The organism is Ferrovibrio terrae, from assembly GCF_943372915.1.
GTDB lineage: Bacteria > Pseudomonadota > Alphaproteobacteria > Ferrovibrionales > Ferrovibrionaceae > Ferrovibrio > Ferrovibrio terrae_A.
On sequence record NZ_CALSAN010000029.1, the window covers coordinates 1 to 23,512 of the forward strand.

Consider the following 23,512-nt stretch of genomic DNA (forward strand, 5'->3'; position numbering starts at 1 on the left):
GCCGGGCCATTCAGCGGATTGCAGGGCGAGCAGCGCATCCTCGGCCAGTTCGCGCACCGGCACGCCCTGGCGCTGGGCCTCGCTCTGGATGAACTGCTTGGCCAGCAGCGGCACGTCCTCGCGGCGGTCGCGCAAGGCCGGCACTTTCAGCGGCACGACATTGAGGCGATGGAACAGATCCTGGCGGAACAGCCCCTGCCCGACCCGCGCGGTCAGGTCATGCACCGTGCCGGAAATGATGCGCACATCGACCTGCACGCGGGTGCGCCCGCCGACGCGCTCGAAACTCTGCTCGGTCAGCACGCGCAGCAGCTTGGCCTGCGCCTCGGGCGACATCTCGGCCACCTCGTCGAGGAAGAGCGTGCCGCCATGGGCCTCCTCCAGCACGCCGATCTTGTGCTGGCGCTGGCCGTTGATCGTTTCCTCGAAGCCGAACAGCTGCTGCTCGATGCGGTCAGGCGTCATCGAGGCGACATTCAGCACCACGAAAGGTCCGCCGGCGCGCCGCGAGCGCTGGTGCAGCAACCGGGCGACCAGTTCCTTGCCGGCGCCGGCCGGGCCCGAAATCAGCACGCGGCTGTTGGTTGGCGCCACGCGGTCGATGGCCTGGCGCAGCGCCACCATGGCCGGCGACGACCCGATCAGCTCGGCAATATTGCCCGAGCGCTGGCGCAGATCTTCATTCTCGCGCTTGAGGCGGGCCTGTTCCAGCGCGCGCTCGACCAGCAGCAGCAGGCGGTCGCTCTTGAACGGCTTCTCGATATAGTCATAGGCGCCGCGCTTGATCGCCGACACCGCGGTTTCGATATTGCCATGGCCGGAAATCATCACCACCGGCACGGTGCTGTGATCGCGGATGATGCGGTCGAGGATTTCCAGCCCGTCCATCTTGCTGCCCTGCAGCCAGATATCCAGGATCACCGCATTCGGCCGCCGCGCCTCCATCTCGCGCAGCGCGCCATCGGAATCGCCGGCCATGCGGGTTTCGTAGCCTTCATCCTGCAGAATGCCGCCAATCAGATTGCGGATATCCGCTTCGTCATCGACGATGAGAATGTCACGCGCCATGACTGCCCGACCCTAACAACTTGCGCACTGTCGCCTGTGATTCTGTCGCAACCGAAACTGTATTCTCTGACACTGCGGCATTCTCTGAAACTGCGGTGTTTTCCGCCATTGTGTCGCCGGGCAGCACGCCCGGCAGGTGAATGCGCGCCAAACTACCATTTTTCAGTGCCGGATCAAACAGCGTGGCATCGGTCAGCGTGATGCTGCCGCCATGCTCCTCGATAATCTTTTTGACGATGGCCAGGCCAAGGCCGGTTCCCTTGGTGCGGGTCGTGACATAGGGCTCGAACAGGCGGTCACGGTTTTCTTCCGGCAGGCCGCGGCCGTTATCCAGCACGGTGATATCGGCGACGGTGCCATTCTGCCGCAGGCCGACCGAAATATGGCCCGGCGGCGGGGTGACGCCGGTGGTGCGGTCCCGACCATCGATGGCATCGACGGCATTCTGCAGGATATTGGTCAGCACCTGGGCAAGCTGGCGCGCGTCGACATTGACCCGGATCGGCGTTGCCGGCAGGTCGGTATCGAAGCGGATATCGGGACGCGCCACCTGCTGCAGGAACACGCCCTGGCGCACCAGCTGGTTGAGGTCTTCCTCGCGATAGACCGGGCGCGGCATGCGGGCAAAGGTGGAGAATTCATCCACCATGCGGCCGATATCGCCGACCTGGCGGATGATCGTATCGGTGCATTCGGCAAAGATATGCGGATCGGTCTGCACTTCCTTGAGATACTTGCGCTTGAGCCGCTCGGCCGACAGCTGGATCGGGGTGAGCGGATTCTTGATCTCATGGGCGATGCGCCGCGCGATATCGGCCCAGGCGGCATTGCGCTGCGCCGCCATCAGCTCGCTGACATCGTCGAAGGTGGCGACATAGCCGAGCAGTTCATTGCCCGTCACCTCGCGGGCGATACGCACCAGCAGGGTGCGGACACCGCCGGCGCGCTGCACCACCACCTGGCCGCGCTCAACGCCTTCGGACGGGCGCTGCTCCAGCCGCTGGAACAGGTCAGCCATTTCCGGCGCCACCGCCGTGAAAGGCCGCCCCACCATGTCATCGAAGCTCTGCTGCAGCATCGCCTGGGCCGAAGGGTTGGGCAGCGTCACCATGCCCTGCGGGTCGACGCCGATCACGCCGGCCGAGACGCCGGCCAGAACGGTTTCGGTAAAGCGCCGGCGCTCGTCGAGCTGGCGGTTGGCGGCGATGAGTTCGGACTGCTGCGCCGCCAGCTGGCCGGTCATGCGGTTGAAGGTGCGGCCCAGTGCGGAAATCTCGTCGTCATCGGAGCGTTCGGTCACCCGCGCGGTCAGGTCGCCGCTGCGGATGCGCTCGGCGGCTGTCACCACCTCGCTGATCGGCGTCACCAGCCGGTTGGCGATCAGCAGCGCGAACCAGATGGCGGCGAACAGCAGCAGCAGCGAGACAAGCAGGAACAGGATGGCGAAGTTGATTTCCAGGGTCGCACGGGCCTGTTCAAGGCGGCTGTACTGCTGCGCCGCATTGCGGGTGCGCTCAAGATCCGCCAGCACCTTGGCGTCGAGATAGCGGCCGACATAGAGATAGGCATCCAGATAACCATCCAGCCGCACCAGCGCGCGCACGCGGTCATCAGTCTCGGCGGTGATGATCACCACCTGCCCGGCATTGGCATCCTCGATGGCGCGCGGCGGCACGCGGTCGAATTCCATCAGCAGGCTGAGTTCGTTGCGGGCGAGGATTTCGCCAGTCGACGTGAAGACGATCGCCTCGCCAAGGCCGCGGATGCGCGACAGCTGCCGCACCGCCTGCTGGAAGGCATAGGGATTGCGGGTCAGGCTGGGGGCGGCGCGGTTGAGATCGACCGCCATGGCCAGCACATCAGCGCGGATGGTCTTGCGATGCTCCTGGATATAGGCCTCGGCGATGGCGACCGAGGCGCTGACCGCCGAATTGACACGCTCGCTGAACCAGGTCTGCAGACCGAGATTGAAAAACAGCACGGCAAACAGCGTCATCAGTACCGTGGGCAGCGCGGTGACGCCGGCAAACATCATCACCATGCGGGCATGCAGGCGCGAACCGGCCACGCCGCGGCGCCGCTGCATCCACAGCACCACCAGGCGGCGCGCCACCAGGCTGGTCAGGCTGAGCAGGATGACCAGGTCGGTCAGCAGCAGGATCTGGACATCGCGCGGCGTCAGCTCGCGATTGGCGCCCGGCGTCATCGCCAGATAGGTCAGCGTGCCCGCCACCAGGGCGGCGATGGCCAGCGCGATCTCCAGCTGGCGGATCAGGCTGGGGCGGCGCAGCCAGTCGGCCGCGCGCCGGGCCAGCCGGGCAATCGGGCGCGGGCCATCGGCCGCCGCGCCAGGGTCGCTGGGCGTCGGGAGGGTCTGGTCGGTCATGGATGGTGACCGTGAGTGAATCGGGGATACCCGGCCATTGGCGGATCATACCCCAGCCGCCGCCGTCCGGCACCCGTCCCGGGGGTACAGGTTGATGCGGATTCCGGGGCTATTTCAGGCCCGGACTAAGCCAAACCGCGGCTACTTCAGGCCCCGGATGACCTGGATGTTATGGTCGCGGATCTTCTTGCGCAGCGTATTGCGGTTCAGGCCCAGCATATGGGCCGCCTTGATCTGGTTGCCCCGCGTGGCCGCCAGGCTGAGCGAGATCAGCGGAATTTCCAGCTCGCGCAGCATGCGGTCATACAGGCCCGGCGGCGGCAGGTCGTCGCCCTGGGCGGCGAAATACTTGGTCAGGTGGCGCTCGATGCTGCCGGTCAGCGTCTCTTCCTCGCTGGGCTCGGCATTGCGCGGTGCCTGCGGCGGCTCGGCCAGTTCGTTCTCGATCACCTCGATGCCGATGACATCCTCGGCATAGAGCGCGGCCAGGCGGCGGACCAGGTTTTCCAGTTCACGCACGTTGCCGGGCCAGCGATAGCGGCGGATGCGCTCCATCGCCTCGGCCGACACGGTCTTGGTCGGCAGGCCCTGGGCCGCAGACTGGCCGAGAAAATGCCGCACCAGATCGGCGATATCCTCGCTGCGCTCGCGCAGGGGCGGCAGGCGCAGCGGCACGACATTCAGGCGATAGAACAGATCCTCGCGGAACAGGCCCTGGTTCACGGCCTGGCGCAGGTCGCGGTTGGTGGCGGCGACGATGCGCACATCGGTGCGGATCGGCGTGCGGCCGCCCACGGTGGTATATTCGCCCTGCTGCAGGACGCGCAGCAGGCGGGTCTGGGCTTCGATCGGCATGTCGCCGATTTCGTCGAGGAAAAGCGTGCCGCCCTCGGCCTGTTCGAAACGACCGGCGTAACGATTGGCAGCACCGGTGAAGGCGCCCTTCTCATGGCCGAACAACTCACTCTCGATCAGCTCGCGCGGGATCGCCGCCATGTTGATGGCGACAAACGGCCCGTTGCGGCGCTTGCCGTAATCATGCAGCGCGCGCGCCACCAGCTCCTTGCCGGTGCCGGACTCGCCATAGATCAGCACCGTGAGGTCGGTGCCCATCAGGCGCGCCATCACACGGTAGATTTCCTGCATCGCCGGCGAACGGCCGATCAGCGGCAGCTTTTCCTCGTCGGCATCGGCGGCAGCGGCTTCGGACGGCTGCGCCTTCGGCTGGTTCATCGCGCGTTCAACCACGCGCAGCAGCTCCTTCAGGTCGAAGGGCTTGGGCAGATAGTCATAGGCGCCACGCTCGGCGGCCTTCACGGCGGTCAGCAGCGTCTTCTGCGCGCTCATCACGATGATCGGCAGTTCCGGCCGGATCCGCTTGATGCGCGGCAGCAGGTCGAGGCCATTCTCGTCGGGCATCACCACGTCAGTGATGATCAGCTCGCCCTCGCCTTCAGACGCCCAGCGCCACAGGGTGGCGGCATTACCGGTCGAGCGCACCTGATAGCCGACTCGGCCGAGCGCCTGATCCAGCACCGTGCGGATCGAGCGGTCGTCGTCGGCGACGAGAATGGTGCCCTTATTACTCATTCCTGGAACTCTCCGGATTCTTCCGCTGTCGGGCTGTGAACCGGCAGACGGGCACTGAAAACTGTACGGCGGGGACGGCTGTCACATTCAATAACGCCGCCGTGATCGCCAATGATCTTGGCAACTAATGCAAGACCGAGGCCAGAACCGCTGACTTTGGTCGAAACGAACGGATCGAACAGATATTGCCGGATATCTTCGGATACACCCGGGCCATTGTCCTGAACCGACACTTCCAGCGGCAGATGCAACCGGTCACGCGAGCCGCGCACGGCCAGACGCACGCCATGGCGGTAGGCAGTGGTCAGGATGATCTCGCCACCGGGATCGTCGCCAACGGCCTCTGCCGCATTCTTCACCAGATTCAGGAAGACCTGGACCAGCTGGTCGCGGCTGCCATTCACCGGCGGCAGCGACGGATCGTAGCGTTCGACAAAACGGATGTGTTTGGCAAAGCCGGCCTGTGCCACCTTGCGCACATGTTCCAGCACCTGATGGATATTCACCGGGCCGCGCTCGATGCGCTTGTCGGTGAAGACTTCCATGCTGTCGACCAGCGCGCAGATGCGGTCGGTCTCGTCGCAGATCAGGCGGGTCAGTTCGCGGTCGGCCTGGTTGGCATTGGCTTCCAGCAGCTGCGCCGCGCCGCGAATGCCGCTGAGCGGATTCTTCACTTCATGCGCCAGCACGGCGGCCATGCCGGTGACCGAACGCGCCGCGCCGCGATGGGTCAGCGCACGGTCGATCTTGGCGGCCATGGTGCGTTCGTCAAAGCGCACGATCACATGATCCTGCGCTTCCGGCACCGGCGAAATCTGTACATCGACCAGACGTTCGCCCAGACGCGGCGAACCGAGATCGACATCGTATTCCGCCACGCTGTAGCGCTCGCGGAACACCTGGGCAAACAGCTGCAGCACCGGGCTGCCAAACGGCACCAGGTCGCGCAGGTTCTGCCGGCACAGCACGGCGGCGCCGCTGTCGAAGAACTGTTCGGCGGCGGGATTCACATAGCTGATATCGCCCTGACGACCCACCACCAGAATGGGATTGGGGATGGCGCCCAGCACCTGGGCGGCATCAATGCTGCGGCTTTCGTAGCTCTCCAGCGACTGCATCAGGCGGCCATCCGATCCAGCTGCGGCGCATAGAAATCGCGGATGGTGTTGCGCACCTGCTGCGGTTCGTCGATCTGCATGATGCGGGTGCGGAACTCGGCAGAGCCCGGCAGGCCCTTGGAATACCAGGCCACATGCTTGCGGCCGATCTTCAGGCCGGTCGACACGCCGTAATGCTCCAGCATGGCATCGTAATGCTCCAGCACGGTGGCTTCCTGCTCGGCCAGCGACGGATCGGGCAGCCGCGTGCCGGTCTTCAGATACTCGATCACCTGGCGCAGGAACCATGGCCGGCCATAGGCACCGCGACCGATCATCACGCCATCGGCGCCCGACTGGTCGAGCGCATCCCGGGCGGCTTCCAGCGTGGTGATATCGCCATTGACGATCACCGGCAGCTTGGTTGCCTCTTTCACCTTGCGCACGAAGGCCCAGTCGGCATGGCCGTTATACAGCTGGTTGCGCGTGCGACCGTGCACGGTGAGCATCTGGATGCCCTCGCCTTCGGCGATACGTGCCAGTTCCGGCGCATTGCGGTTGGCATCGTCCCAGCCGGTGCGCATCTTCAGGGTCACCGGCAGTTTCACCGCCTTCACGGTGGCGGTCAGCAGCGTCTTGGCATGAGCCAGATCGCGCATCAGCGCCGAACCGGCATGGCCATTCACCACCTTCTTCACCGGGCAGCCCATGTTGATGTCGATGATGGCGGCGCCGCTGTCTTCATTCAGCTTGGCAGCCTCGGCCATCACGCTGCCTTCGCAGCCGGCGAGCTGCACCGACATGGGGAATTCTTCAGGCACGTTCTGCGCCATCTTCAGCGTCTGCCGCGAGGCGCGCACCATCGCCTCAGACGCGATCATTTCGGACACGACAAGGCCAGCACCGCTGCGCTTGACGAGGCGGCGGAACGGCAAGTCCGAGACCCCCGACATGGGGGCCAGGATGACCGGATCTGCGATGGCGACGGGACCGACGTTTATGCTCATTTTTTACACAATTCCCTGGGGTGCCCAGATGTTGGTCACGATAAAGGCTTTCGTACTGCGCTGCAACATCCTTCCGCTTCCGGAGCAAGCCGGGTAGGCCTTTGCCTCGCCGGACCGGCTCGGGTAGGTTGCCCGACATGACAACCGCCGCGCTGATTGTTGCGGCCGGCCGCGGAACCCGCGCCGGCGGAGAAAAACCCAAGCAATACCAGATGCTTGGAGGAAAGCCGTTGCTTCGGCACTGTGTCGAGGCGCTGCTCGGCCACGGGGCAATAGCACGGGTCGCGGTCGTGATCCACCCCGACGATTCCGCGGCCTACGAGCAGGCTGTCGCCGGCCTGACCGGTAACCCCCGGCTGGCGCCGCCCTGCCTCGGCGGTGCAGCGCGGCAGGACAGCGTCCGGCTCGGTCTGGAGGCCCTGGCGCACGATCTGCCGGCAGAAGTGCTGATTCATGACGCAGCCCGCCCATTTCTTCAGCATGTTTATATCGATCGCCTGCTGGCCATGCTCAAACAGGCGCCGGGTGCCGTTCTCGCCATCCCGGTGGTCGACACCCTCAAGCGCGACGACAGCGGCTTCGCCCGCAGCGGGGTGGAACGCCAGGGCCTGTGGCGGGTGCAGACCCCGCAGGCCTTCCGCTTCAGCGATATCCTGACCGCGCACCGCCAGTCGGCCGGCCTGGCCCTCACCGATGATGCTGCCGTCGCCGAGCGCGCCGGCCTTGCCGTCAGGCTGGTGCCCGGCAGTGAGGAGAATTTCAAAGTGACCGAGCCCGAGGATTTTGTTCGTGCCGAGCGCCAGTTGATGATGACGCTGGGCGATATCCGCACCGGTCAGGGCTTCGATGTGCATGCCTTCAGCGACGAGCCGGGCCGCAAGCTCACCATCGGCGGCCTGGTGATCCCGCATGAGCGCGGCCTCGCCGGCCATTCCGATGCCGATGTGGCGCTGCATGCGCTGACCGATGCGATCCTCGGCGCGCTGGGCGATGGCGATATCGGCCAGCATTTCCCGCCGTCCGATGCGCGCTGGAAGAATGCCGACTCTGCCGCCTTCCTGCAGCATGCGGTTTCGTTGCTGACCGCGCGCGGCGGCATGCTGGCGCATGCGGATGTCACCATCATCTGCGAAGCGCCGAAGATCGGGCCGCATCGCGATGCCATGCGTGCACGCATTGCCGCGATCACCGGCGTCGCAGTTGATCGCATCAGCGTGAAGGCAACGACCACCGAGCAGCTCGGCTTCACCGGACGGCGCGAAGGCATCGCGGCCCAGGCGGTTGCCACCATCCGGCTGCCGGACTGAGCGCGATGTATGCTTTGCCTTTCGTGCTCTGCACCTGGTTCGGCCTCGGCAAGCTCAAGCCCGCACCGGGCAGCTGGGGTTCAGCCGGCGCCCTGCCCTTCGCCTGGCTGCTGCAGCTCTATGGCGGTCCATGGGCGCTTGCCATTGCGGCCTGCGCCATAACGCTGATCGCGCTGTGGGCGATCCGGCTGTTCCTGGTGCGCTGGCCCGGCGAAGATCCGGGCGAAGTGGTGATCGATGAAGTGGCCGGGCAATGGCTGACGCTGGTTTTCGTGCCGGCCGATCCGTGGCTCTACCTGATCGGCTTCATCGTCTTCCGCTTTTTCGACATCACGAAAATCTGGCCAGCCTCCTGGGCCGACAATACCCTCAGTGGCGCGCCCGGCGTGCTGATCGACGACCTCTTCGCCGGCCTCTATGGCATGATCGTCATGCTGGCCGTCGTGCATTTCTGGTGAGAGACATCATGGACGACAGCCTGCTCCGCCTTGCCGAAACCCTGCTGCAGCGCTGCCGCGACGCCAAGCTGATGCTGGCGACGGCGGAATCCTGCACTGGCGGGCTGATCGCAGCCACGCTCACCGAGATTGCCGGATCATCCGATGTGTTCGAGCGCGGCTTCGTCACCTATTCCAATGACGCCAAGACATACTCCATCGGCGTGCCGGCCGAGATCGTCGCCGGCCATGGCGCGGTCTCCGAGCCGGTGGCGCGCGCCATGGCGGAAGGCTGCCTGCGCAAGAGCAAGGCCGATATCGCCATTGCCTGCACCGGCGTCGCCGGCCCCGGTGGCGGCACCGCCACCAAGCCGGTCGGTCTGGTGCATATCGCCGTTGCCGCCCATGGGCATGAGACCATGCATCTGCGCATGACTTATGGCGAGATCGGCCGCGGCGCCGTGCGCCGGGCCACGGTGGAAGACGCGCTCAACCTCGCTGGCGAGATGGTGGCGCAGATCGGCGCGAGCCAACCGTAAATCCCCCAGCGGCGCAACTAGAATGACTCCGCGAGATATACTGACAGAACTACATCGAGGAACCATGTCCGACAAAGTCGCGGAAGAGGTACTCGATGACATCCTTGAGAACGCGCCCGCTGATCAAGAGGGTAGGATCAACGTTCGTGCTCTGTTATGCCTATCTGACATCGAATGGACAGCACACATTCACGGCGCTCCATTCAGCGTCATCGCACAGTGGCGCCATAATGGTTGGCCGACGCGGTGCTTGCAGTGCCAAAAGCCAATCACACCAGAAAAATACTACTGGAGTGTCCAGAGGTCTGACGGCGGATACCGCCTGAAGCATCTAGACTGCGCTAATGGACAGCCCGAAGTAATCAATTTTTAAAAATCCGCCAGCCGCTTCACTTCGCCCGATGCGGCAATCGTGCCGTCGCGCACGAAGCGTTCGTGGTTCTGGTCGATATCGTCCAGGCGGTAGAGATAGTTCACCATCAGGCCGGCCGACTGCTTCATGCCGTTGCGCGAGCGATCGCCCATCCAGTTGAGCCGGTGCACGGCCGAACCGTTGCTGAGATGAAAGCGCGCCACCGGATCGCGCGGCTTGCCGGCCTTGTCGGTGGCGGTGAGCAGATAGCGCGCGCAGAGCCGCAACAGCACGGGTTTCAGCGCCTCGGCCAGCGCCGCATTCTCGGTCCAGGCATGATCCTTCAGCAGGCCGGGCAGCATGCCCTTGGAGAAGCGCTGGCCCAGTGCATGGGTCAGCTCCTCGCGCGCCTTGCTTTCGACCAGATCGGGCGTGCCGGCGGCGACGGTTTCCTCCAGCCAGGCGCGGAAGCCCGGGATCGGCGACAGCGTCGAGAACTGCTTCAGGTTCGGCAGGTCGCGGCTGAGATCGTCGACCACGCGCTTGATTAGGAAGTTGCCGAAGGAAATGCCGCGCAGGCCGACCTGGGTGTTGGAGATCGAATAAAAGATCGCCGTATCGGCGTCCTTGGGATCGAGCACCGGCGTCGCCTGGTCCAGCAGGGTCTGCACATTGCCGGCAATGCCCTTGACCAGCGCGACCTCGACGAAGATCAGCGGTTCCAGCGGCATGCGCGGATGGAAAAAGGCATAGCAGCGCCGGTCGGCATCCAGCCGGTTGCGCAGGTCGTCCCAGCTTTCGATCGCATGCACGGCTTCATAGGCGATCAGCTTTTCCAGCAGGGCAGCCGGGCTGTTCCACGATATCCGCTGCAGCTCGAGGAAGCCGATATCGAACCAGCCCACGAGAAGGTCTTCCAGATCGGCCTCGACGATAGCCAGTTCCGGCGCCTCCTTGCGGAAGCGCAGCGCATCGGCGCGCATATCGACGAGGAATTTCACACCCTGCGGCAGCGCGGTGAACTGCGTCAGCAGCCGCTGGCGCGGCGGCGTCAATGCCAGTCGCAGGCTGCGCTGCGCCTTGTGGCGGGTGAGCGGCTCGGCGGCGCGCTGCACCTCGGCGATGGCCTTGTCGAGCGTCCCTTCATCGGCGGCGAAACCGCTGGCCAGCACCTGCAGGAAGCTGCGCTTGCCGGCATCGTCGAGGCCGAGATAGAGCCGGCCAAGGCTTGCCGCACGGGCCCGGGCCGAAACCTCGCCGCCACGCGCCTCCAGGCAATCGGCAAACAGGCCGCGCAGGCGTTCGGTATCCTTGGCGTCAGACAGGCCGTCGCGGGCCAGCTGGGCAGTGTCGTCGCCGCCGGCAATGCCGCGCCAGGCGCCGACCAGGCTGCGCAGGCCGCGCTCCAGCAGCGTGCCGGAAATCGAGATATTGGGAAGCGTAGGCAGGGCTACCATACTGAACTCCGTGTTGGGCTCAGGTGTAACGGCCGAGCCGGGTCAGAGTGCCGTGATCGTAGCACCAGGCGGCAGGGATAATCCATTCTCGCCGTAGAGCTGATGCGCCCGGGTCTCGAAGGCGCCAACCATGCGGCGTACCGCTTCGTTGAACAGCAGCTCGATGGTTTTCTGCAGCAGCCGCGACTTGAACTCGAAATCGACATAAAAGTCGATCTCGCAGCCGGTTGGATGCGGATTAAAGATCCAGTGGTTTTTCAGATATTTGAACGGACCGTCGGTGTATTCTACATCGATCCGCCTGGCCTCGGCGTCGAGCGTTACCCGGCTGGTGAAGCGTTCGCGGAACACCTTGAAGCCGATGATCAGGTCGGCCACCACGACAGTTTCGTTACGCTCGCGGATGCGGGCGCCGACGCACCAGGGCAGGAATTTCGGGTAATGCTCGATGCCGGCGACCAGCGCATAGAGCTGGTCGGGCCGGTAGGGCAGAACGCGTTTTTCGGCGTGGGTCGGCACCGGCGTTCAGGCTTCCGCGCGCGACATCTTGGCTTCGCGGGCCGCCTTCAGCCGGGCGAAATCCTCGCCGGCATGATGCGACGAGCGCGTCAGCGGCGAGGCCGAGACGGTGAGGAAGCCCTTGGCATTGGCAATCGTCGCATAGGCGGCGAAGTCATCAGGCGTGACGAAGCTCTTCACCTCGGCATGCTTGCGGGTCGGCTGCAGGTATTGCCCGATGGTGAGGAAATCCACATCGGCGGCACGCAGGTCGTCCATCACCTGCATGATTTCGATCTTCTCTTCGCCCAGGCCGACCATGAGCCCCGACTTGGTGAACATCAGCGGATCGAGTTCCTTCACCTTGGCCAGCAGCTGCAGCGAGGCGAAATAGCGCGCGCCGGGCCGGATGGTGGGATACAGACGCGGCACGGTTTCCAGATTGTGGTTGTAGACATCGGGCCGGGCCGAAACCACGGCCTCGATGGCGCCGGGCTTGCGGATGAAATCGGGTGTGAGGATTTCCACCGTGGTCGACGGCGAAGACCGGCGGATCGCCGCGATGGTCTTGACGAACTGCGAGGCGCCGCCATCGTCGAGGTCGTCGCGATCCACAGACGTAATCACCACATGATGCAGGCCGAGCTTGCCCACCGCCTCGGCGACATGCTCGGGCTCGTCATGGTCGACGGCGCCGGGCTTGCCGGTCGAGACATTGCAAAATGCGCAGGCCCGGGTGCAGACCGCGCCCAGGATCATCACGGTGGCATGCTTCTGCTTCCAGCACTCGCCCAGATTCGGGCAGGCCGCTTCCTCGCAGACGGTGTTCAGATTCAGCTCGCGCATCAGCCGGCGCGTCTCGGCCACTTCCGGCGAGGTCGGCGCCTTGACGCGGATCCAGTCCGGCTTGCGCAGCACCGGCGTATCGGGCTTGTGCGCCTTTTCCGGATGGCGGACCGGGATGGGATGAACGTTGATGACCACGACGATAAAACCTTCTGCCAACCTCTAGGGGCTGAGGTAGCGCGGACCCAGTATACAGAAAAGCCCCTGCCCTGACACCGGCCGCAGAATCCTAGTAATTCAGCGCCTTGCCATAGGCGTCCAGCACCGATTCATGCATCATTTCCGACAGGGTCGGATGCGGGAAGATGGCGTGCATCAGCTCGGCTTCGGTGGTTTCCAGCGTCTTGGCGATGCCGAAGCCCTGGATCAGCTCGGTCACCTCGGCGCCGATCATATGGGCGCCCAGCAGCTCGCCGGTCTTGGCGTCGAACACGGTCTTGACCAGGCCTTCCGGCTCGCCCAGCGCAATCGCCTTGCCGTTGGCGAGGAAGGGGTAGCGCCCAACCTTCACCATATGGCCCTTGGCCTTGGCCGCCGCCTCGGTGAGGCCGACGCTGGCGACCTGCGGCGTGCAGTAGGTGCAGCCCGGAATATTGGTGACCACCAGCGGATGCACGTCCTTCTCGCCGGCGATCTTCTCGACGCAGATCACACCCTCATGGCCGGCCTTGTGCGCCAGCCAGGGCGGACCGGTCAGGTCGCCGATGGCATAGAGGCCGGGCTCGGCGGTGCGGCTCCATTCGTCGGTGACGACATGGGTCTTCTCGACCTTGGCCTTGGTGGTTTCCAGACCGATATTCTCGACATTGCCGACAATGCCGACAGCGAGGATGACGCGCTCCACCGTGATCTCGGTTTCCTTGCCGGCCTTGTCCTTCAGCACGGCGGTCACCGTATCGGCGCCCTTCTTCAGTGCCGTGACGGTGGTGCCAAGATGGATCTTCATGCCCTGCTTCTCGAAGGCCTTCTTGGCAAAGGCGGAAATTTCTTCGTCTTCCACTGGCAGCACGCGGTCCATCACCTCCACCACGGTGACCTCGGCGCCGAGCTGACGATAGAAGCTGGCGAATTCGATGCCGATGGCACCCGAGCCGATCACCAGCAGCGACTTCGGCAAAGCCGGCGGCACCATGGCTTCCTTGTAGGTCCAGACCAGCTTGCCATCCGGCTCCAGGCCGGGAAGAGACCGCGCCCGCGCACCGGTGGCGAGGATGATATGCTTGGCGGTCAGGTCGGCGACCGGCTTGCCGTCCTTGGTCACCTTCACCTTGCCGGGACCGTTCAGCGTGCCATGGCCGTCGAACACCGTGATCTTGTGCTTCTTCATCAGGAATTTCACGCCATTCGACAGCTGCGCCGCCACCTTGCGCGAGCGCTCCACCACCTTGGCGGTGTTGATGGTCACCTTGCCTTCGACGGTGAAACCATAGGCTTCTGCATGCTTGATGTTGGAGTAGATCTCAGCCGAGCGCAGCAAAGCCTTGGTCGGGATGCAGCCCCAGTTCAGGCAGATGCCGCCCAGATGCTCGCGCTCGATGATCGCGGTCTTCATGCCGAGCTGGGCGCCGCGGATGGCGGTGGTGTAGCCGCCCGGGCCGCTGCCGACGACGATCAGATCGAAACTGGTATCAGCCATGCTGGCTCTCCTCAGACTGAGCGGGTTATGCCGCCGTCGACACGCAAATTCTGTCCGGTGATGTAACTGGCCTGCTCCGACAGCAGGAAGACGACCGCATCGGCGATCTCGCGCACGGTGCCGTAGCGCTTCATCGGGATGCGGGCGACCCGGCTGTCTTTCGCCGGCAGGCTGTCGATGAAGCCGGGCAGCACGTTGTTCATGCGGATGCCCTGCGCCGCATACTGGTCGGCGTAGACTTTCGAGAAGCTGGCGACGGCGGCGCGCACCGGTCCGGAAATCGGGAAATCGGCTTCCGGCTCGAAGGTGGCATAGGTAAGCAGGTTCACGAATGCGCCGCCGCCCTGTTTCAACATCACCGGCGTGACCAGTCGCACCATGCGCACCACCGCCAGATGTACCAGCTCGAAGCCGGTGAGCCAGGCGGCATCGTCGAGATCGAGCAGGTTGCCCTTGGGCGGATGGCCGGTGTTGTTGACCACCGCATCGATGCGGCCATACTTGTCCAGCGTCAGATCGACCAGCGCCTTGACGTCATCCGCCTTGGCATTGGAGCCGGTGACGCCGACACCGCCGAGCGATTCCGCCAAGGTCTTGGCTGCACCGGATGGTGACATCGCCGCCACCCTGTAGCCATCGGCGGCAAGCTTTTTCAGAATCCCGGCGCCCATGCCCTTGCCGGCGCCGGTGACGATGGCGACTTTGTCCGTCATCGCTGCCGCCTCACAGCAGCATGGTCAGCGGGTCGTCGATGAAGCCCTTGAAGGCCTGCAGGAACTGCGCGCCCACGGCGCCATCCACCGCGCGATGATCGACCGACAGCGTGCAGGTCATGATCGTGGCCGGCACGATCTGGCCGTTCTTCACAATCGGGCGCTGTTCGCCGGCGCCGATGGCGAGGATGCAGCCCTGCGGCGGATTGATCACCGCTTCAAACTGCTTGATGCCGAACATGCCGAGATTGGAGATCGAGAAGGTGCCGCCCTGGAACTCTTCCGGCTTCAGCTTTCCGTCGCGTGCCCGTGCAGCGAGATCTTTCATCTCGCTCGCAATCTGCGTCAGGCCTTTCGACTCCGCCTGCTTGATGATCGGCGTGATCAGGCCATTCGGCGTCGCCACCGCCACCGAGATATCGGCATGCTCGTAATACATCATGCCGCTGTCGTCGAAGCTGGCATTGGCAGTCGGCACTTTCTTGAGTGCCAGTGCCACGGCGCGGATGACGAAGTCGTTGACGCTGATCTTGGCTTCGGTCTTGTCGTTGAGCCGCTTGCGGAGCGAGAGCAGCTCGTCGATCTCGGTGTCGATGGTGAGATAGAAATGCGGCACCGTCTGCTTGGACTCGGTGAGGCGGCGCGCAATCGTCTTGCGCATGCCTGACAGCGGTTCCAGCTTGTAGGGCATCTTGAGCAGGTCGGCGAGCTGGCGCGCGCCCGGGCCGGATGCGACTGGGGCTGCAGCCTTGCCGGCCGCAGCCGGCGCAGCAGCAGCACTGCCTTTCGGTGCCTTCTCGATATCGGCCTTGACGATGCGACCATGCGGGCCGCTGCCGCTGACGGCCCTCAGGTCGATATTGTTCTGCTGGGCGATGCGGCGGGCCAGCGGCGAGGCAAACACGCGATCACCACTCTTCGCCGCCGGAGCCGGCGCAGCGGCAGGCGCAGCAGCGGGGGCAGCAGGCTTCGGGGCTTCGGCCTTGGGCGCCTCAGCCTTTGGTGCTTCTGCTTTGGGCGCGGCCTTGGCGGCAGAGGCGCTTTCGCCCTCCTCCAGCAGCACGGCAATCGGCGTGTTCACCGCCACGCCTTCGCTGCCCTCGGCGACCAGAATCTTGCCGAGCCTGCCTTCATCGACAGCCTCGAATTCCATCGTCGCCTTGTCGGTCTCGATCTCGGCGATGATGTCACCGGCCTTGATCTCGTCGCCTTCCTGCTTGTGCCACTTCGCCAGCTTGCCCTCGGTCATCGTGGGCGAAAGGGCCGGCATCAGGATTTCGATCGGCATCCGTCAGCCCTCCCTTAGGTGCGGTAGCAGACGGCTTTCGCCGCCGCGACGATTTCCGGCACGCTCACCAGCGCCAGCTTTTCCAGATTGGCGGCATAGGGCATCGGCACATCCTTGCCATGCACCCGCACCACCGGCGCATCGAGATGATCGAAGGCCTTTTCCATGATCACGGCGGCGATTTCGGCGCCGATGCCCGATTGCGGGAAGCCTTCTTCCACCGTGACGATGCGGTTGGTCTTCTGTACCGAGGCGATGATGGTGTCGTGGTCCATCGGGCGGATGGTGCGCAGGTCGATGACCTCCGCCTCGATGCCCTCCTCAGCGAGCTTCTCGGCGGCAGCCAGCGCGTGGCCCACCGCAATCGAATAGCCCACCAGGGTCACATCCTTGCCGGCGCGGGCAATGCGCGCCTTGCCGATCGGCACGACATAATCATCCAGCTTCGGCACCTCGAAGCTGCGGCCGTAGAGGATTTCGTTTTCCAGGAAGATCACCGGATTGGGATCGCGGATCGCCGCCTTGATCAGGCCCTTGAAATCGGCCGCCGAATACGGCGCCACCACCTTGAGGCCCGGGATATGCGAATACCAGGCGGCATAGCACTGGCTGTGCTGGGCGCCGACGCGCGCCGCGGCACCGTTGGGCCCACGGAACACGATGGAGCTGCCCATCTGCCCACCCGACATATACAGCGTCTTGGCCGCCGAATTGACGATCTGGTCGATGGCCTGCATCGAGAAATTAAACGTCATGAACTCGACGATCGGCTTCAGCCCGTAGAAAGACGCACCGACGGCGAGGCCGGCAAAGCCCTGTTCGGTGATCGGCGTGTCGATCACGCGATCCGGGCCGAATTCATCCAGCATGCCCTGGCTGATCTTGTAGGCACCCTGGTACTGGGCGACTTCCTCGCCCATCAGGAACACCTTGGGGTCGCGGCGCATCTCTTCCGACATGCCCTCGCGGATCGCCTCGCGCACGGTCATGGAGACGAACTGCGTGCCGGCCGGAATGGCGGGATCGGCCAGTTCCTTGATCGCAGCCGGCGCAGCCGCAGCTGGCGTCGCAGCAACCGGCGCGGCAACCGCCGCCTGCGGCTTCGGCGCTTCGGCCGGCTTGGCCGGGGCCGCGCCCTCGCCGCGCAAGGATGCAATCGGCGTGTTCACGGCGACGCCTTCGCTGCCCTCGGGCACCAGGATCTTCTCCAGCACGCCTTCATCGACGGCCTCGAATTCCATCGTCGCCTTGTCGGTCTCGATCTCGGCGATGATGTCGCCGGCCTTGACCGCGTCGCCTTCTTTTTTATGCCACTTGGCCAGCTTGCCTTCCGTCATGGTCGGCGACAGGGCGGGCATCAGAATCTCAATGGACATCGCTTAAATCCTCCCGGCCCGCTCAGGCTTCAACATAAACGTCGGTCCACAGCTCCGACGCATCGGGCTCGGGACTTTCCTGCGCGAAATCGGCGGCCTGCTGGACGATGTCCTTGACCTCCTTGTCGATGGCCTTGAGTGCGTCCTCATCCACCATCTTGTTGCCAAGCAGCAACGCGCGCACCTGATCGATCGGATCATGCTCGGCGCGCATCTTGGTCACTTCATCCTTGCTGCGGTATTTCGCCGGGTCGGACATCGAATGGCCGCGATAGCGATAGGTCATCATCTCGAGGATCACCGGCCCCTTGCCGGCGCGGCAATGCGCCACGGCTTCCTCGCCGGCCTCGCGCACGGCAACCACGCTCATGCCGTCGACCTGGCGACCGGCGATGCCAAAGCTCTCGCCGCGCTTGTACAGCGCCGGCTGCGCCGAGGCGCGGGCCACCGAAGTGCCCATGGCATACTGGTTGTTCTCGATCACATAGATGACCGGCAGCTTCCACAGCTCGGCCATATTGAAGCTCTCGTAGACTTGGCCCTGGTTGGCCGAGCCGTCGCCGAAATAGCAGAAGGTCACATTGTCGGTCTTGTTGTACTTCTGCGCGAAGGCGAGACCGGTGCCGAGCGGCACCTGGGCGCCGACGATGCCGTGGCCGCCATAGAAATGCTTCTCGCGGCTGAACATATGCATCGAGCCGCCCTTGCCGCGCGAATAGCCGCCGATGCGGCCGGTCAGTTCGGCCATCACGCCCTTGGAGTCCATGCCGGTGGCCAGCATATGGCCGTGATCGCGGTAGGAGGTGATGACGGCATCGCCGAGCTTGGCGCAGGCCTGCAGGCCGACAACCACCGCTTCCTGGCCAATATAGAGGTGGCAGAAACCACCGATCAGGCCCATGCCGTAGAGCTGGCCGGCCTTCTCCTCGAAGCGGCGAATCAGCAGCATGTCGCGGTAATACTGGAGCAGTTCCTTGGCCGGCGGCAATTTGCCGCCCTTGGCCGCGGTATCCGCGGCTTTGCCCGGTTTCGCCATTGTTTTCCTCCCGACTGACCTTACGGCATTGCCAACAGCTAACACCGGCTGGCGGCGCTTGGCGAGCGGAAGATTATGGCTAACTTTAGTTAAAACAAGGATTTTTACTCGATTAACTGAAAATCGGTTAATCGGCGAAATTCCATTGCCGGAAAGCCCCGGTTCAGCGGCCGAGAATTACCCGGTCGCCCGGCCGCAGCAGGCCGAGCACGCGCTTGCCCTGCTCTTCCAGCATGTCGGCATCCAGGCCGTCGGCGCGCAGCAGGCCGACCCGGCGCTCCAGCGTGCGGCGTTCGCCGGTCACCTCGACCAGCGCCGCCTTGGTATCCTGGATCTGCAGGGTGAGCCGCGTATAGGCATTGATGCCGTGTTCGCCCTCCATCGCGTGGTAGGCGAAGTAGCCGATGGCGGCGAAGCAGATCACCGGAATGACGGCAGCAAGGGAATGACGGCGGATTTCGCGAACAGCACTCATGGTGATTCGTAGAGAATCACAGCCGAGTCGCAGGGTCAAACCAATTCCGAGTCGGTCTCAAGATTCTCACAGGGGAGTCAAAGGATTAGCCGGCGACTCGGAAGCCCTGCAGCAAGCCCCCCTTTCCCGCAGCGGAGCCGCAACCTATGCTCGCGGCCATGCAGCGTCTTGCCATGGACTCCTGCCCCGACTGGCAGGATCGCGCCGAGGCCCAAGGCTTCCGCTTCCTCGACGCCGATGGCCGCCCGCGCTGGCGCGAGGGCGCGGCCTACAGCTTTTCCGCAGCCGACATCGACATCCTGGGTGATGCGGCCCAGCGGCTGGAGGATCTGTGCCTCGAGCTGGTCGAGCGCATCGTGGCGGCCGGCGATTATGCCGCCTTCGGCCTCGGCGACCTGGCCTGCACGCTGATTGAAGACTCGTGGCGCCGTCAGGACAAGAACCTGCTCGGACGCCTTGATCTGGCCTGGGACGGCGATGGCGCGCCCCGGCTGCTGGCCTATGCCGCGGATGCCCCTGTGGGATTACACGACGCCAGCGTGGTGCAGTGGGAGTGGTTCGACAGCCATTGCCGTCACGGCGACCAGTTCAACGGCATCGACGAGATGCTGATCGAGGCCTGGAAGCGTTTCGGCCTCTGGGGGCATCGCGTGCATTTCGCCTGCGACGGCGAAGATGAGGCCGCGCACGGCGCCTGCGACTATCTGCGCGGCACCGCGATGCAGGCCGGACTGGAGACCGGCTTCCTGCCGATCGAGCAGCTCGGCTGGAACGGCAAACGCTTCACCGACCTGGAGGCGAAGCCGATCACCGTGCTGTGCAAGCTGTCTCCCTGGGAGCAGCTACTGCAGGCCGCCATCGCACCGCAGATCCGTGCCTCGGGCATGCGCCTGATCGAGCCGGCCTGGAAACTGCTGCTGGCGCATGACGCCATGCTGCCGCTGCTGCGGCAGGCCTTCCCCGGCCATGAGAACCTGCAGCCGGCCGATGCTCTGCCCGCCTTCGACGGCTTCACGCCGGTACTGAGCCTCTGGATCGTGGCATCGCGCCCCTGCGGCCTGGGCATCCAGGAAAGCCGCCTGGGGCAAAGCCATGGCAGCGACAGCCGCTTCGTGCCGCACCTGATCGCGTGAAATCCGGTTGCCGCCGCCAAGCTGGATGCGCTAGGACTGAGCCCATGGGACCGTTTCGCACACTCGCCGCCACGGCGCTGCTGGCCATACTGCTGGCCGGCTGCGCGCAAAGCTGGGTGGCATCGCCGGAGACGCAGTTCGTCGAGGGCTCGCCCGATGCCATTGTCGTCATCGGCCTGAAATCCATCGTCCCGATCATCACCCCGGGCAGCCGCAGCTATCCCGATTTCCAGATGGCCTGGGATCTGCTGCCTGCCCAGCAGCCCAGCCGCCCGACCGTACCGCGCCCGCTCATCGTCGACAGTGCCGACCGCACCGGCATCTTTGAAGACAAACCGCCGGGCGAACTGGCGCTCTATGTGATCCGCGTGCCCGCCGGTACCTATTACCTGCGACAGATCACCACCGCCGTGGCGCAGTCGCGCTACACCCTGCTGCCGATGGGCGCCCCCGGCGCGCCTTTCTTCACCGTGAAGCCCGGCGAGGTGCGCTATATCGGCGACCTGCATTGCGATGTGATCGCCCGTCCGGCGCGCTGCACCACCCTGACCCGCAGCGATGCACTGGCTCATGCCGTGCTGAGCCAGTATCCCGGCATCCGGGTGAAGCCGCACTTCCGCGCCCCGGCCTACAGCCCGGCGGCGGATGAACCGGCCAGGGTGATGGCGGTTTCGGAATAGGCCTTAAGCGGCACTTCACCAGACGGCGGTCGGATTCGATCGTCTGGTCGAAGGCGACCAGCAGTGTCGATATCCAGCCTAGCAGCCGCGCCAGCCGGGCGGTGCGCCATCGGCCGGGCATTGCGCCAGCAACTGACGCATGAAATCTACCCCTGTCTCCGGGCGATAATGGAACGGGTCGCTGTTGAAATAGGCCGCATCGCCCGACCACGGGCCGTCGCTGAGATCGACTGCCTGCGGAAACACCGCCTTCATGTCGCGCCGCAGCCGCTCCAGCCCGGCGCCGGCCGGAATCTCTTTCAGCAGCGCCAGCTCGGAGCGGTTCATCGGGTTGAGGAATACGATATGTGCCTGCCTGCGTTCCAGCAGCAGAGCCCGCATCTGGCGCAACACCGCGACACGCTCTTCGGCATAGACAAAATCGGCGTAATGTTTGCTGCGCAATTCGCCGATCATCTTGGCATGGGTGGGTGCTGTGAAGGGTGCATCGGCCTGCTGGATGCGCCAAGGATTGCGCTGGCCGTTGCGCTCGAGTCCGACCGGTTCGCCCGACAGTCGTCGCATCAGCGTGTCGAGCGAGGCATTCAGCGTGTCTATGCTGGCCAGATAGGCAATGCCCTGGTCGACGGCCAGTTCCGCAAAGCGGTCGGCGCGGATCATCGGCGTGAAGCTGAGGTTGAACATGAAGAGGTCCAGCCCGATCACCACCAGGTCTTCACGGGCGCCATGGTGGCGCAGGAAGCTGAGCAGTTCCTCCGGCATCACGCCGAGGAAGCCGGCATTGTAGAAGCGCCGCTGCTGACTGACCGACACCGGGTCGATGAAGCCCACCTTGCTGGATCCCAGCAGCAAGCTGTCATGCGGATAAGCCTGGATCTGCTTCACCTTGGCGGAGCGGTCATCCTCGAGGTAATGCCCGATCCGGTTGTTGCCGAAGCGGTCATAGGGATCGACGGCATAGTTAGTCCCGACGATGGCACCGACCGTCAGCGCGGCGGAAACCGCGATGGCGACGAAATAGCGAATGTCGATCTGGGCCATGGCAGTTCAGAAATTGAAATAGATGAATTCGCTGACCCGCCGCAGGCTGACCAGGCAGATGGCGAACAGGCAGCCGGTCGCCGTCGCCCAGGCCAGGCTGTTGCGCCAGTGCAGCAGGCCGCGCTTCAGCGTCTGCGGCGCGGCGGCATCCATGCGGTAATTCAGAATCTCGGTGGTGTTGGGCGCACTGATGGCCAGCAGGATCAGTCCGCCGACCCAGGCGCCGCCGACCAGCGGATTACCGAACACACCATTGGGGAACATGCCAGTGAAGGCAATGCCGAAAGCGGCGGGATCGAGCCCCTGGCGCTGTATCATAGGCTGCAGCGACAGCGGCAGCGCTACACCGTTCAGGCCCAGCATAGAACGCAGCACCGACAGCGCCGCGTCGAGATCGGCGGCACGGAAGAATACCCAGGCGATCACCACGCCGAGGAAGGTCAGCAGCCAGGCCAGCACCTGCCAGGCCGGGCCGCGCAAGCGGCCACCGGTCAGATTGCGCCAGCCATGATTGATAATCAGATATAGGCCATGCAGGCCACCCCAGATCACGAAGGTCCAGCCTGCGCCATGCCACAAGCCGCCGAGCAGCATGGTGATGAACAGGTTAACATGGCGCCGCAGCGGGCCGCGCCGGTTGCCACCAAGCGCGATATAGAGGTAGTCGCGCAGGAAGCGTGACAGCGTGATATGCCAGCGTCGCCAGAAATCGATAATGCTGGTGGCCTTGTAGGGCGAGAGGAAATTCACCGGCAGGCGGATGCCAAACAGCAGGCCCAGGCCCACCGCCATGTCGGAATAGCCGGAGAAATCGAAATAGATCTGGCAGGTATAGGCGAGCGTGGCGCCCCAGGCTTCCCAGAAGCTGAGCGTTGCGCCCGTCGCCACGGCGTCGAAGCCCATTGAGGCGTAGCGCGCGACATTGTCAGCCAGCAGTACCTTCTTCGACAGGCCGAGTACGAACAGGGTGATGCCCATCGCCATGTCGTAGCGCGTCACCGCGGTCTGACCCACACGATAGAACTGCGGGATCATCTCGGCGTGATGCACCAGCGGGCCGGCGATCAGATGCGGGAAAAAGGTGACGTAGAGCAGGTAGCGGACAAAACTCTTCTCGCCATGCCCTGAGCGCCAGGTATCGACCACATAGGCAATCTGTTGGAACGTAAAGAACGAGATCGCCAGCGGCAGCACGATTTCCGGCACCGGCAGCCCCAGGCCGGCGACTGCATTCAGCGAAGCGAGCGTAAAGGCGGCATATTTGTAATAGGCCAGCAGGCCCAGATTAGCGACGACAGACAGCACCATGATGCGGCGACGCGTATCCGCGGTCAGCGGTCGCGACAGCCACAGGCCGATACCATAGTTGAAGCCGATCGAGACCAGCAGCAACACCAGATACTGCGGATGCCAGCGGCCGTAGAAGGCCAGTGAGGCCAGTGCCAGCCAGACTACCGGCGCCGTGGCGCCGAAACGGCGCAGCACGGCAAACACCGCCAGCGTGACTGGCAGGAACAGCAGGAACTCATAAGAGTTGAACAGCATGCCCG

21 protein-coding genes are annotated in these 23,512 nt (G+C 64.4%); 5 read left to right on the forward strand and 16 right to left on the reverse strand.

Annotated features, from left to right (window positions below; all coding sequences use genetic code 11):
* From AAG821_RS17330 to dusB, 5 genes are all read right to left on the reverse strand, one after another.
* The coding region (locus AAG821_RS17330; protein WP_341916361.1) for a sigma-54 dependent transcriptional regulator at nt 1–1,068 on the reverse strand (1,068 nt) is incomplete at its 3' end.
* The gene (locus AAG821_RS17335; RefSeq protein ID WP_341910676.1) at nt 1,058–3,454 is read right to left on the reverse strand and encodes a PAS domain-containing sensor histidine kinase; all 2,397 of its coding nucleotides are present in this window, start codon (nt 3,452–3,454) and stop codon (nt 1,058–1,060) included. The genes AAG821_RS17330 and AAG821_RS17335, both read right to left, overlap by 11 nt.
* Before the next feature lie 141 nt (nt 3,455–3,595).
* On the reverse strand, nt 3,596–5,044 hold the full coding sequence (ntrC, locus tag AAG821_RS17340) for a nitrogen regulation protein NR(I) (RefSeq protein ID WP_341910678.1): 1,449 nt from the start codon (nt 5,042–5,044) through the stop codon (nt 3,596–3,598).
* Nucleotides 5,041–6,162 (reverse strand): ATP-binding protein, encoded by a 1,122-nt coding sequence (locus AAG821_RS17345; protein ID WP_341910680.1) that lies wholly within the window; start codon nt 6,160–6,162, stop codon nt 5,041–5,043. The genes ntrC and AAG821_RS17345 overlap by 4 nt, the downstream gene beginning before the upstream one ends.
* Nucleotides 6,162–7,148 carry a tRNA dihydrouridine synthase DusB gene (gene dusB, locus AAG821_RS17350; protein ID WP_341910681.1) on the reverse strand — a complete coding sequence of 329 codons (987 nt, stop codon included), beginning with the start codon at nt 7,146–7,148 and terminating at the stop codon, nt 6,162–6,164. Before dusB ends, AAG821_RS17345 begins: the two co-directional genes overlap by 1 nt.
* 137 nt (nt 7,149–7,285) lie before the next feature.
* On the opposite strand from dusB, the gene AAG821_RS17355 reads away from it, so the two are divergent.
* From AAG821_RS17355 to AAG821_RS17365, 3 genes are read left to right on the forward strand one after another with little or no spacing between them, the layout of a single operon-like run.
* Entirely contained in the window at nt 7,286–8,455 is a 1,170-nt protein-coding gene (locus AAG821_RS17355; RefSeq protein ID WP_341910684.1) for a bifunctional 2-C-methyl-D-erythritol 4-phosphate cytidylyltransferase/2-C-methyl-D-erythritol 2,4-cyclodiphosphate synthase, read from the forward strand.
* Between the two features lie 5 nt (nt 8,456–8,460).
* A complete protein-coding gene (locus AAG821_RS17360; protein ID WP_341910685.1) occupies nt 8,461–8,913 on the forward strand; it encodes a phosphatidylglycerophosphatase A in 453 nt (150 codons plus the stop codon).
* Between the two features lie 8 nt (nt 8,914–8,921).
* Entirely contained in the window at nt 8,922–9,431 is a 510-nt protein-coding gene (locus tag AAG821_RS17365) for a CinA family protein (RefSeq protein WP_341910688.1), read from the forward strand.
* A gap of 369 nt (nt 9,432–9,800) precedes the next feature.
* On the opposite strand, the gene AAG821_RS17370 is transcribed toward AAG821_RS17365, so the two are convergent.
* From AAG821_RS17370 to AAG821_RS17410, 9 genes are all read right to left on the reverse strand, one after another.
* Entirely contained in the window at nt 9,801–11,240 is a 1,440-nt protein-coding gene (locus tag AAG821_RS17370; RefSeq protein ID WP_341910689.1) for a malonyl-CoA decarboxylase, read from the reverse strand.
* Between the two features lie 42 nt (nt 11,241–11,282).
* A complete protein-coding gene (locus AAG821_RS17375) occupies nt 11,283–11,759 on the reverse strand; it encodes a type II toxin-antitoxin system RatA family toxin (RefSeq protein WP_341910691.1) in 477 nt (158 codons plus the stop codon).
* Between the two features lie 6 nt (nt 11,760–11,765).
* A complete protein-coding gene (gene lipA, locus AAG821_RS17380; protein WP_341910693.1) occupies nt 11,766–12,722 on the reverse strand; it encodes a lipoyl synthase in 957 nt (318 codons plus the stop codon).
* A 91-nt stretch (nt 12,723–12,813) separates the two neighbouring features.
* Nucleotides 12,814–14,220 (reverse strand): dihydrolipoyl dehydrogenase, encoded by a 1,407-nt coding sequence (lpdA, locus tag AAG821_RS17385; RefSeq protein WP_341910695.1) that lies wholly within the window; start codon nt 14,218–14,220, stop codon nt 12,814–12,816.
* Nucleotides 14,221–14,231: 11 nt separating this feature from the next.
* Nucleotides 14,232–14,933 (reverse strand): SDR family oxidoreductase, encoded by a 702-nt coding sequence (locus tag AAG821_RS17390; RefSeq protein WP_341910697.1) that lies wholly within the window; start codon nt 14,931–14,933, stop codon nt 14,232–14,234.
* Between the two features lie 10 nt (nt 14,934–14,943).
* Entirely contained in the window at nt 14,944–16,221 is a 1,278-nt protein-coding gene (locus AAG821_RS17395; protein WP_341910699.1) for a pyruvate dehydrogenase complex dihydrolipoamide acetyltransferase, read from the reverse strand.
* Nucleotides 16,222–16,235: 14 nt separating this feature from the next.
* Nucleotides 16,236–17,597 (reverse strand): pyruvate dehydrogenase complex E1 component subunit beta, encoded by a 1,362-nt coding sequence (locus tag AAG821_RS17400; protein WP_341910700.1) that lies wholly within the window; start codon nt 17,595–17,597, stop codon nt 16,236–16,238.
* A gap of 22 nt (nt 17,598–17,619) precedes the next feature.
* Nucleotides 17,620–18,633 carry a pyruvate dehydrogenase (acetyl-transferring) E1 component subunit alpha gene (gene pdhA / locus AAG821_RS17405; protein WP_341910702.1) on the reverse strand — a complete coding sequence of 338 codons (1,014 nt, stop codon included), beginning with the start codon at nt 18,631–18,633 and terminating at the stop codon, nt 17,620–17,622.
* Nucleotides 18,634–18,796: 163 nt separating this feature from the next.
* Complete coding sequence (locus tag AAG821_RS17410) at nt 18,797–19,108, reverse strand: septum formation initiator family protein (protein WP_341910703.1); 312 nt, start codon at nt 19,106–19,108, stop codon at nt 18,797–18,799.
* 146 nt (nt 19,109–19,254) lie between these two features.
* On the opposite strand from AAG821_RS17410, the gene AAG821_RS17415 reads away from it, so the two are divergent.
* Both AAG821_RS17415 and AAG821_RS17420 read left to right on the forward strand, forming a co-directional pair.
* Nucleotides 19,255–20,241, forward strand: a complete 987-nt coding sequence (locus AAG821_RS17415) for a glutathionylspermidine synthase family protein (protein ID WP_341910705.1) — start codon at nt 19,255–19,257, stop codon at nt 20,239–20,241.
* A gap of 44 nt (nt 20,242–20,285) precedes the next feature.
* The gene (locus AAG821_RS17420; RefSeq protein WP_341910707.1) at nt 20,286–20,921 is read left to right on the forward strand and encodes a hypothetical protein; all 636 of its coding nucleotides are present in this window, start codon (nt 20,286–20,288) and stop codon (nt 20,919–20,921) included.
* Between the two features lie 78 nt (nt 20,922–20,999).
* Here AAG821_RS17420 and AAG821_RS17425 read toward each other — a convergent pair whose 3' ends face one another.
* Nucleotides 21,000–21,962 (reverse strand): hypothetical protein, encoded by a 963-nt coding sequence (locus AAG821_RS17425; protein ID WP_341910709.1) that lies wholly within the window; start codon nt 21,960–21,962, stop codon nt 21,000–21,002.
* A 6-nt stretch (nt 21,963–21,968) separates the two neighbouring features.
* Nucleotides 21,969–23,507 (reverse strand): MBOAT family protein, encoded by a 1,539-nt coding sequence (locus AAG821_RS17430; RefSeq protein ID WP_341910710.1) that lies wholly within the window; start codon nt 23,505–23,507, stop codon nt 21,969–21,971.
* Nucleotides 23,508–23,512 lie beyond the last annotated feature (5 nt).

What these genes read in the sequence shown, in the direction of transcription:
- AAG821_RS17335 (WP_341910676.1), bottom strand. Translation starts at nt 3,454, where the DNA reads ATGACCGACCAGACCCTCCCGACGCCCAGCGACCCTGGCGCGGCGGCC.
- AAG821_RS17415 (WP_341910705.1), top strand. Translation starts at nt 19,255, where the DNA reads ATGCTCGCGGCCATGCAGCGTCTTGCCATGGACTCCTGCCCCGACTGG.
- AAG821_RS17395 (WP_341910699.1), bottom strand. Translation starts at nt 16,221, where the DNA reads ATGCCGATCGAAATCCTGATGCCGGCCCTTTCGCCCACGATGACCGAG.
- pdhA (WP_341910702.1), bottom strand. Translation starts at nt 18,633, where the DNA reads ATGGCGAAACCGGGCAAAGCCGCGGATACCGCGGCCAAGGGCGGCAAA.
- AAG821_RS17370 (WP_341910689.1), bottom strand. Translation starts at nt 11,240, where the DNA reads ATGGTAGCCCTGCCTACGCTTCCCAATATCTCGATTTCCGGCACGCTG.
- AAG821_RS17360 (WP_341910685.1), top strand. Translation starts at nt 8,461, where the DNA reads ATGTATGCTTTGCCTTTCGTGCTCTGCACCTGGTTCGGCCTCGGCAAG.
- AAG821_RS17345 (WP_341910680.1), bottom strand. Translation starts at nt 6,162, where the DNA reads ATGCAGTCGCTGGAGAGCTACGAAAGCCGCAGCATTGATGCCGCCCAG.
- ntrC (WP_341910678.1), bottom strand. Translation starts at nt 5,044, where the DNA reads ATGAGTAATAAGGGCACCATTCTCGTCGCCGACGACGACCGCTCGATC.
- dusB (WP_341910681.1), bottom strand. Translation starts at nt 7,148, where the DNA reads ATGAGCATAAACGTCGGTCCCGTCGCCATCGCAGATCCGGTCATCCTG.
- AAG821_RS17410 (WP_341910703.1), bottom strand. Translation starts at nt 19,108, where the DNA reads ATGAGTGCTGTTCGCGAAATCCGCCGTCATTCCCTTGCTGCCGTCATT.
- lpdA (WP_341910695.1), bottom strand. Translation starts at nt 14,220, where the DNA reads ATGGCTGATACCAGTTTCGATCTGATCGTCGTCGGCAGCGGCCCGGGC.
- AAG821_RS17355 (WP_341910684.1), top strand. Translation starts at nt 7,286, where the DNA reads ATGACAACCGCCGCGCTGATTGTTGCGGCCGGCCGCGGAACCCGCGCC.
- AAG821_RS17365 (WP_341910688.1), top strand. Translation starts at nt 8,922, where the DNA reads ATGGACGACAGCCTGCTCCGCCTTGCCGAAACCCTGCTGCAGCGCTGC.
- AAG821_RS17420 (WP_341910707.1), top strand. Translation starts at nt 20,286, where the DNA reads ATGGGACCGTTTCGCACACTCGCCGCCACGGCGCTGCTGGCCATACTG.
- AAG821_RS17430 (WP_341910710.1), bottom strand. Translation starts at nt 23,507, where the DNA reads ATGCTGTTCAACTCTTATGAGTTCCTGCTGTTCCTGCCAGTCACGCTG.
- AAG821_RS17390 (WP_341910697.1), bottom strand. Translation starts at nt 14,933, where the DNA reads ATGACGGACAAAGTCGCCATCGTCACCGGCGCCGGCAAGGGCATGGGC.
- AAG821_RS17425 (WP_341910709.1), bottom strand. Translation starts at nt 21,962, where the DNA reads ATGGCCCAGATCGACATTCGCTATTTCGTCGCCATCGCGGTTTCCGCC.
- AAG821_RS17400 (WP_341910700.1), bottom strand. Translation starts at nt 17,597, where the DNA reads ATGTCCATTGAGATTCTGATGCCCGCCCTGTCGCCGACCATGACGGAA.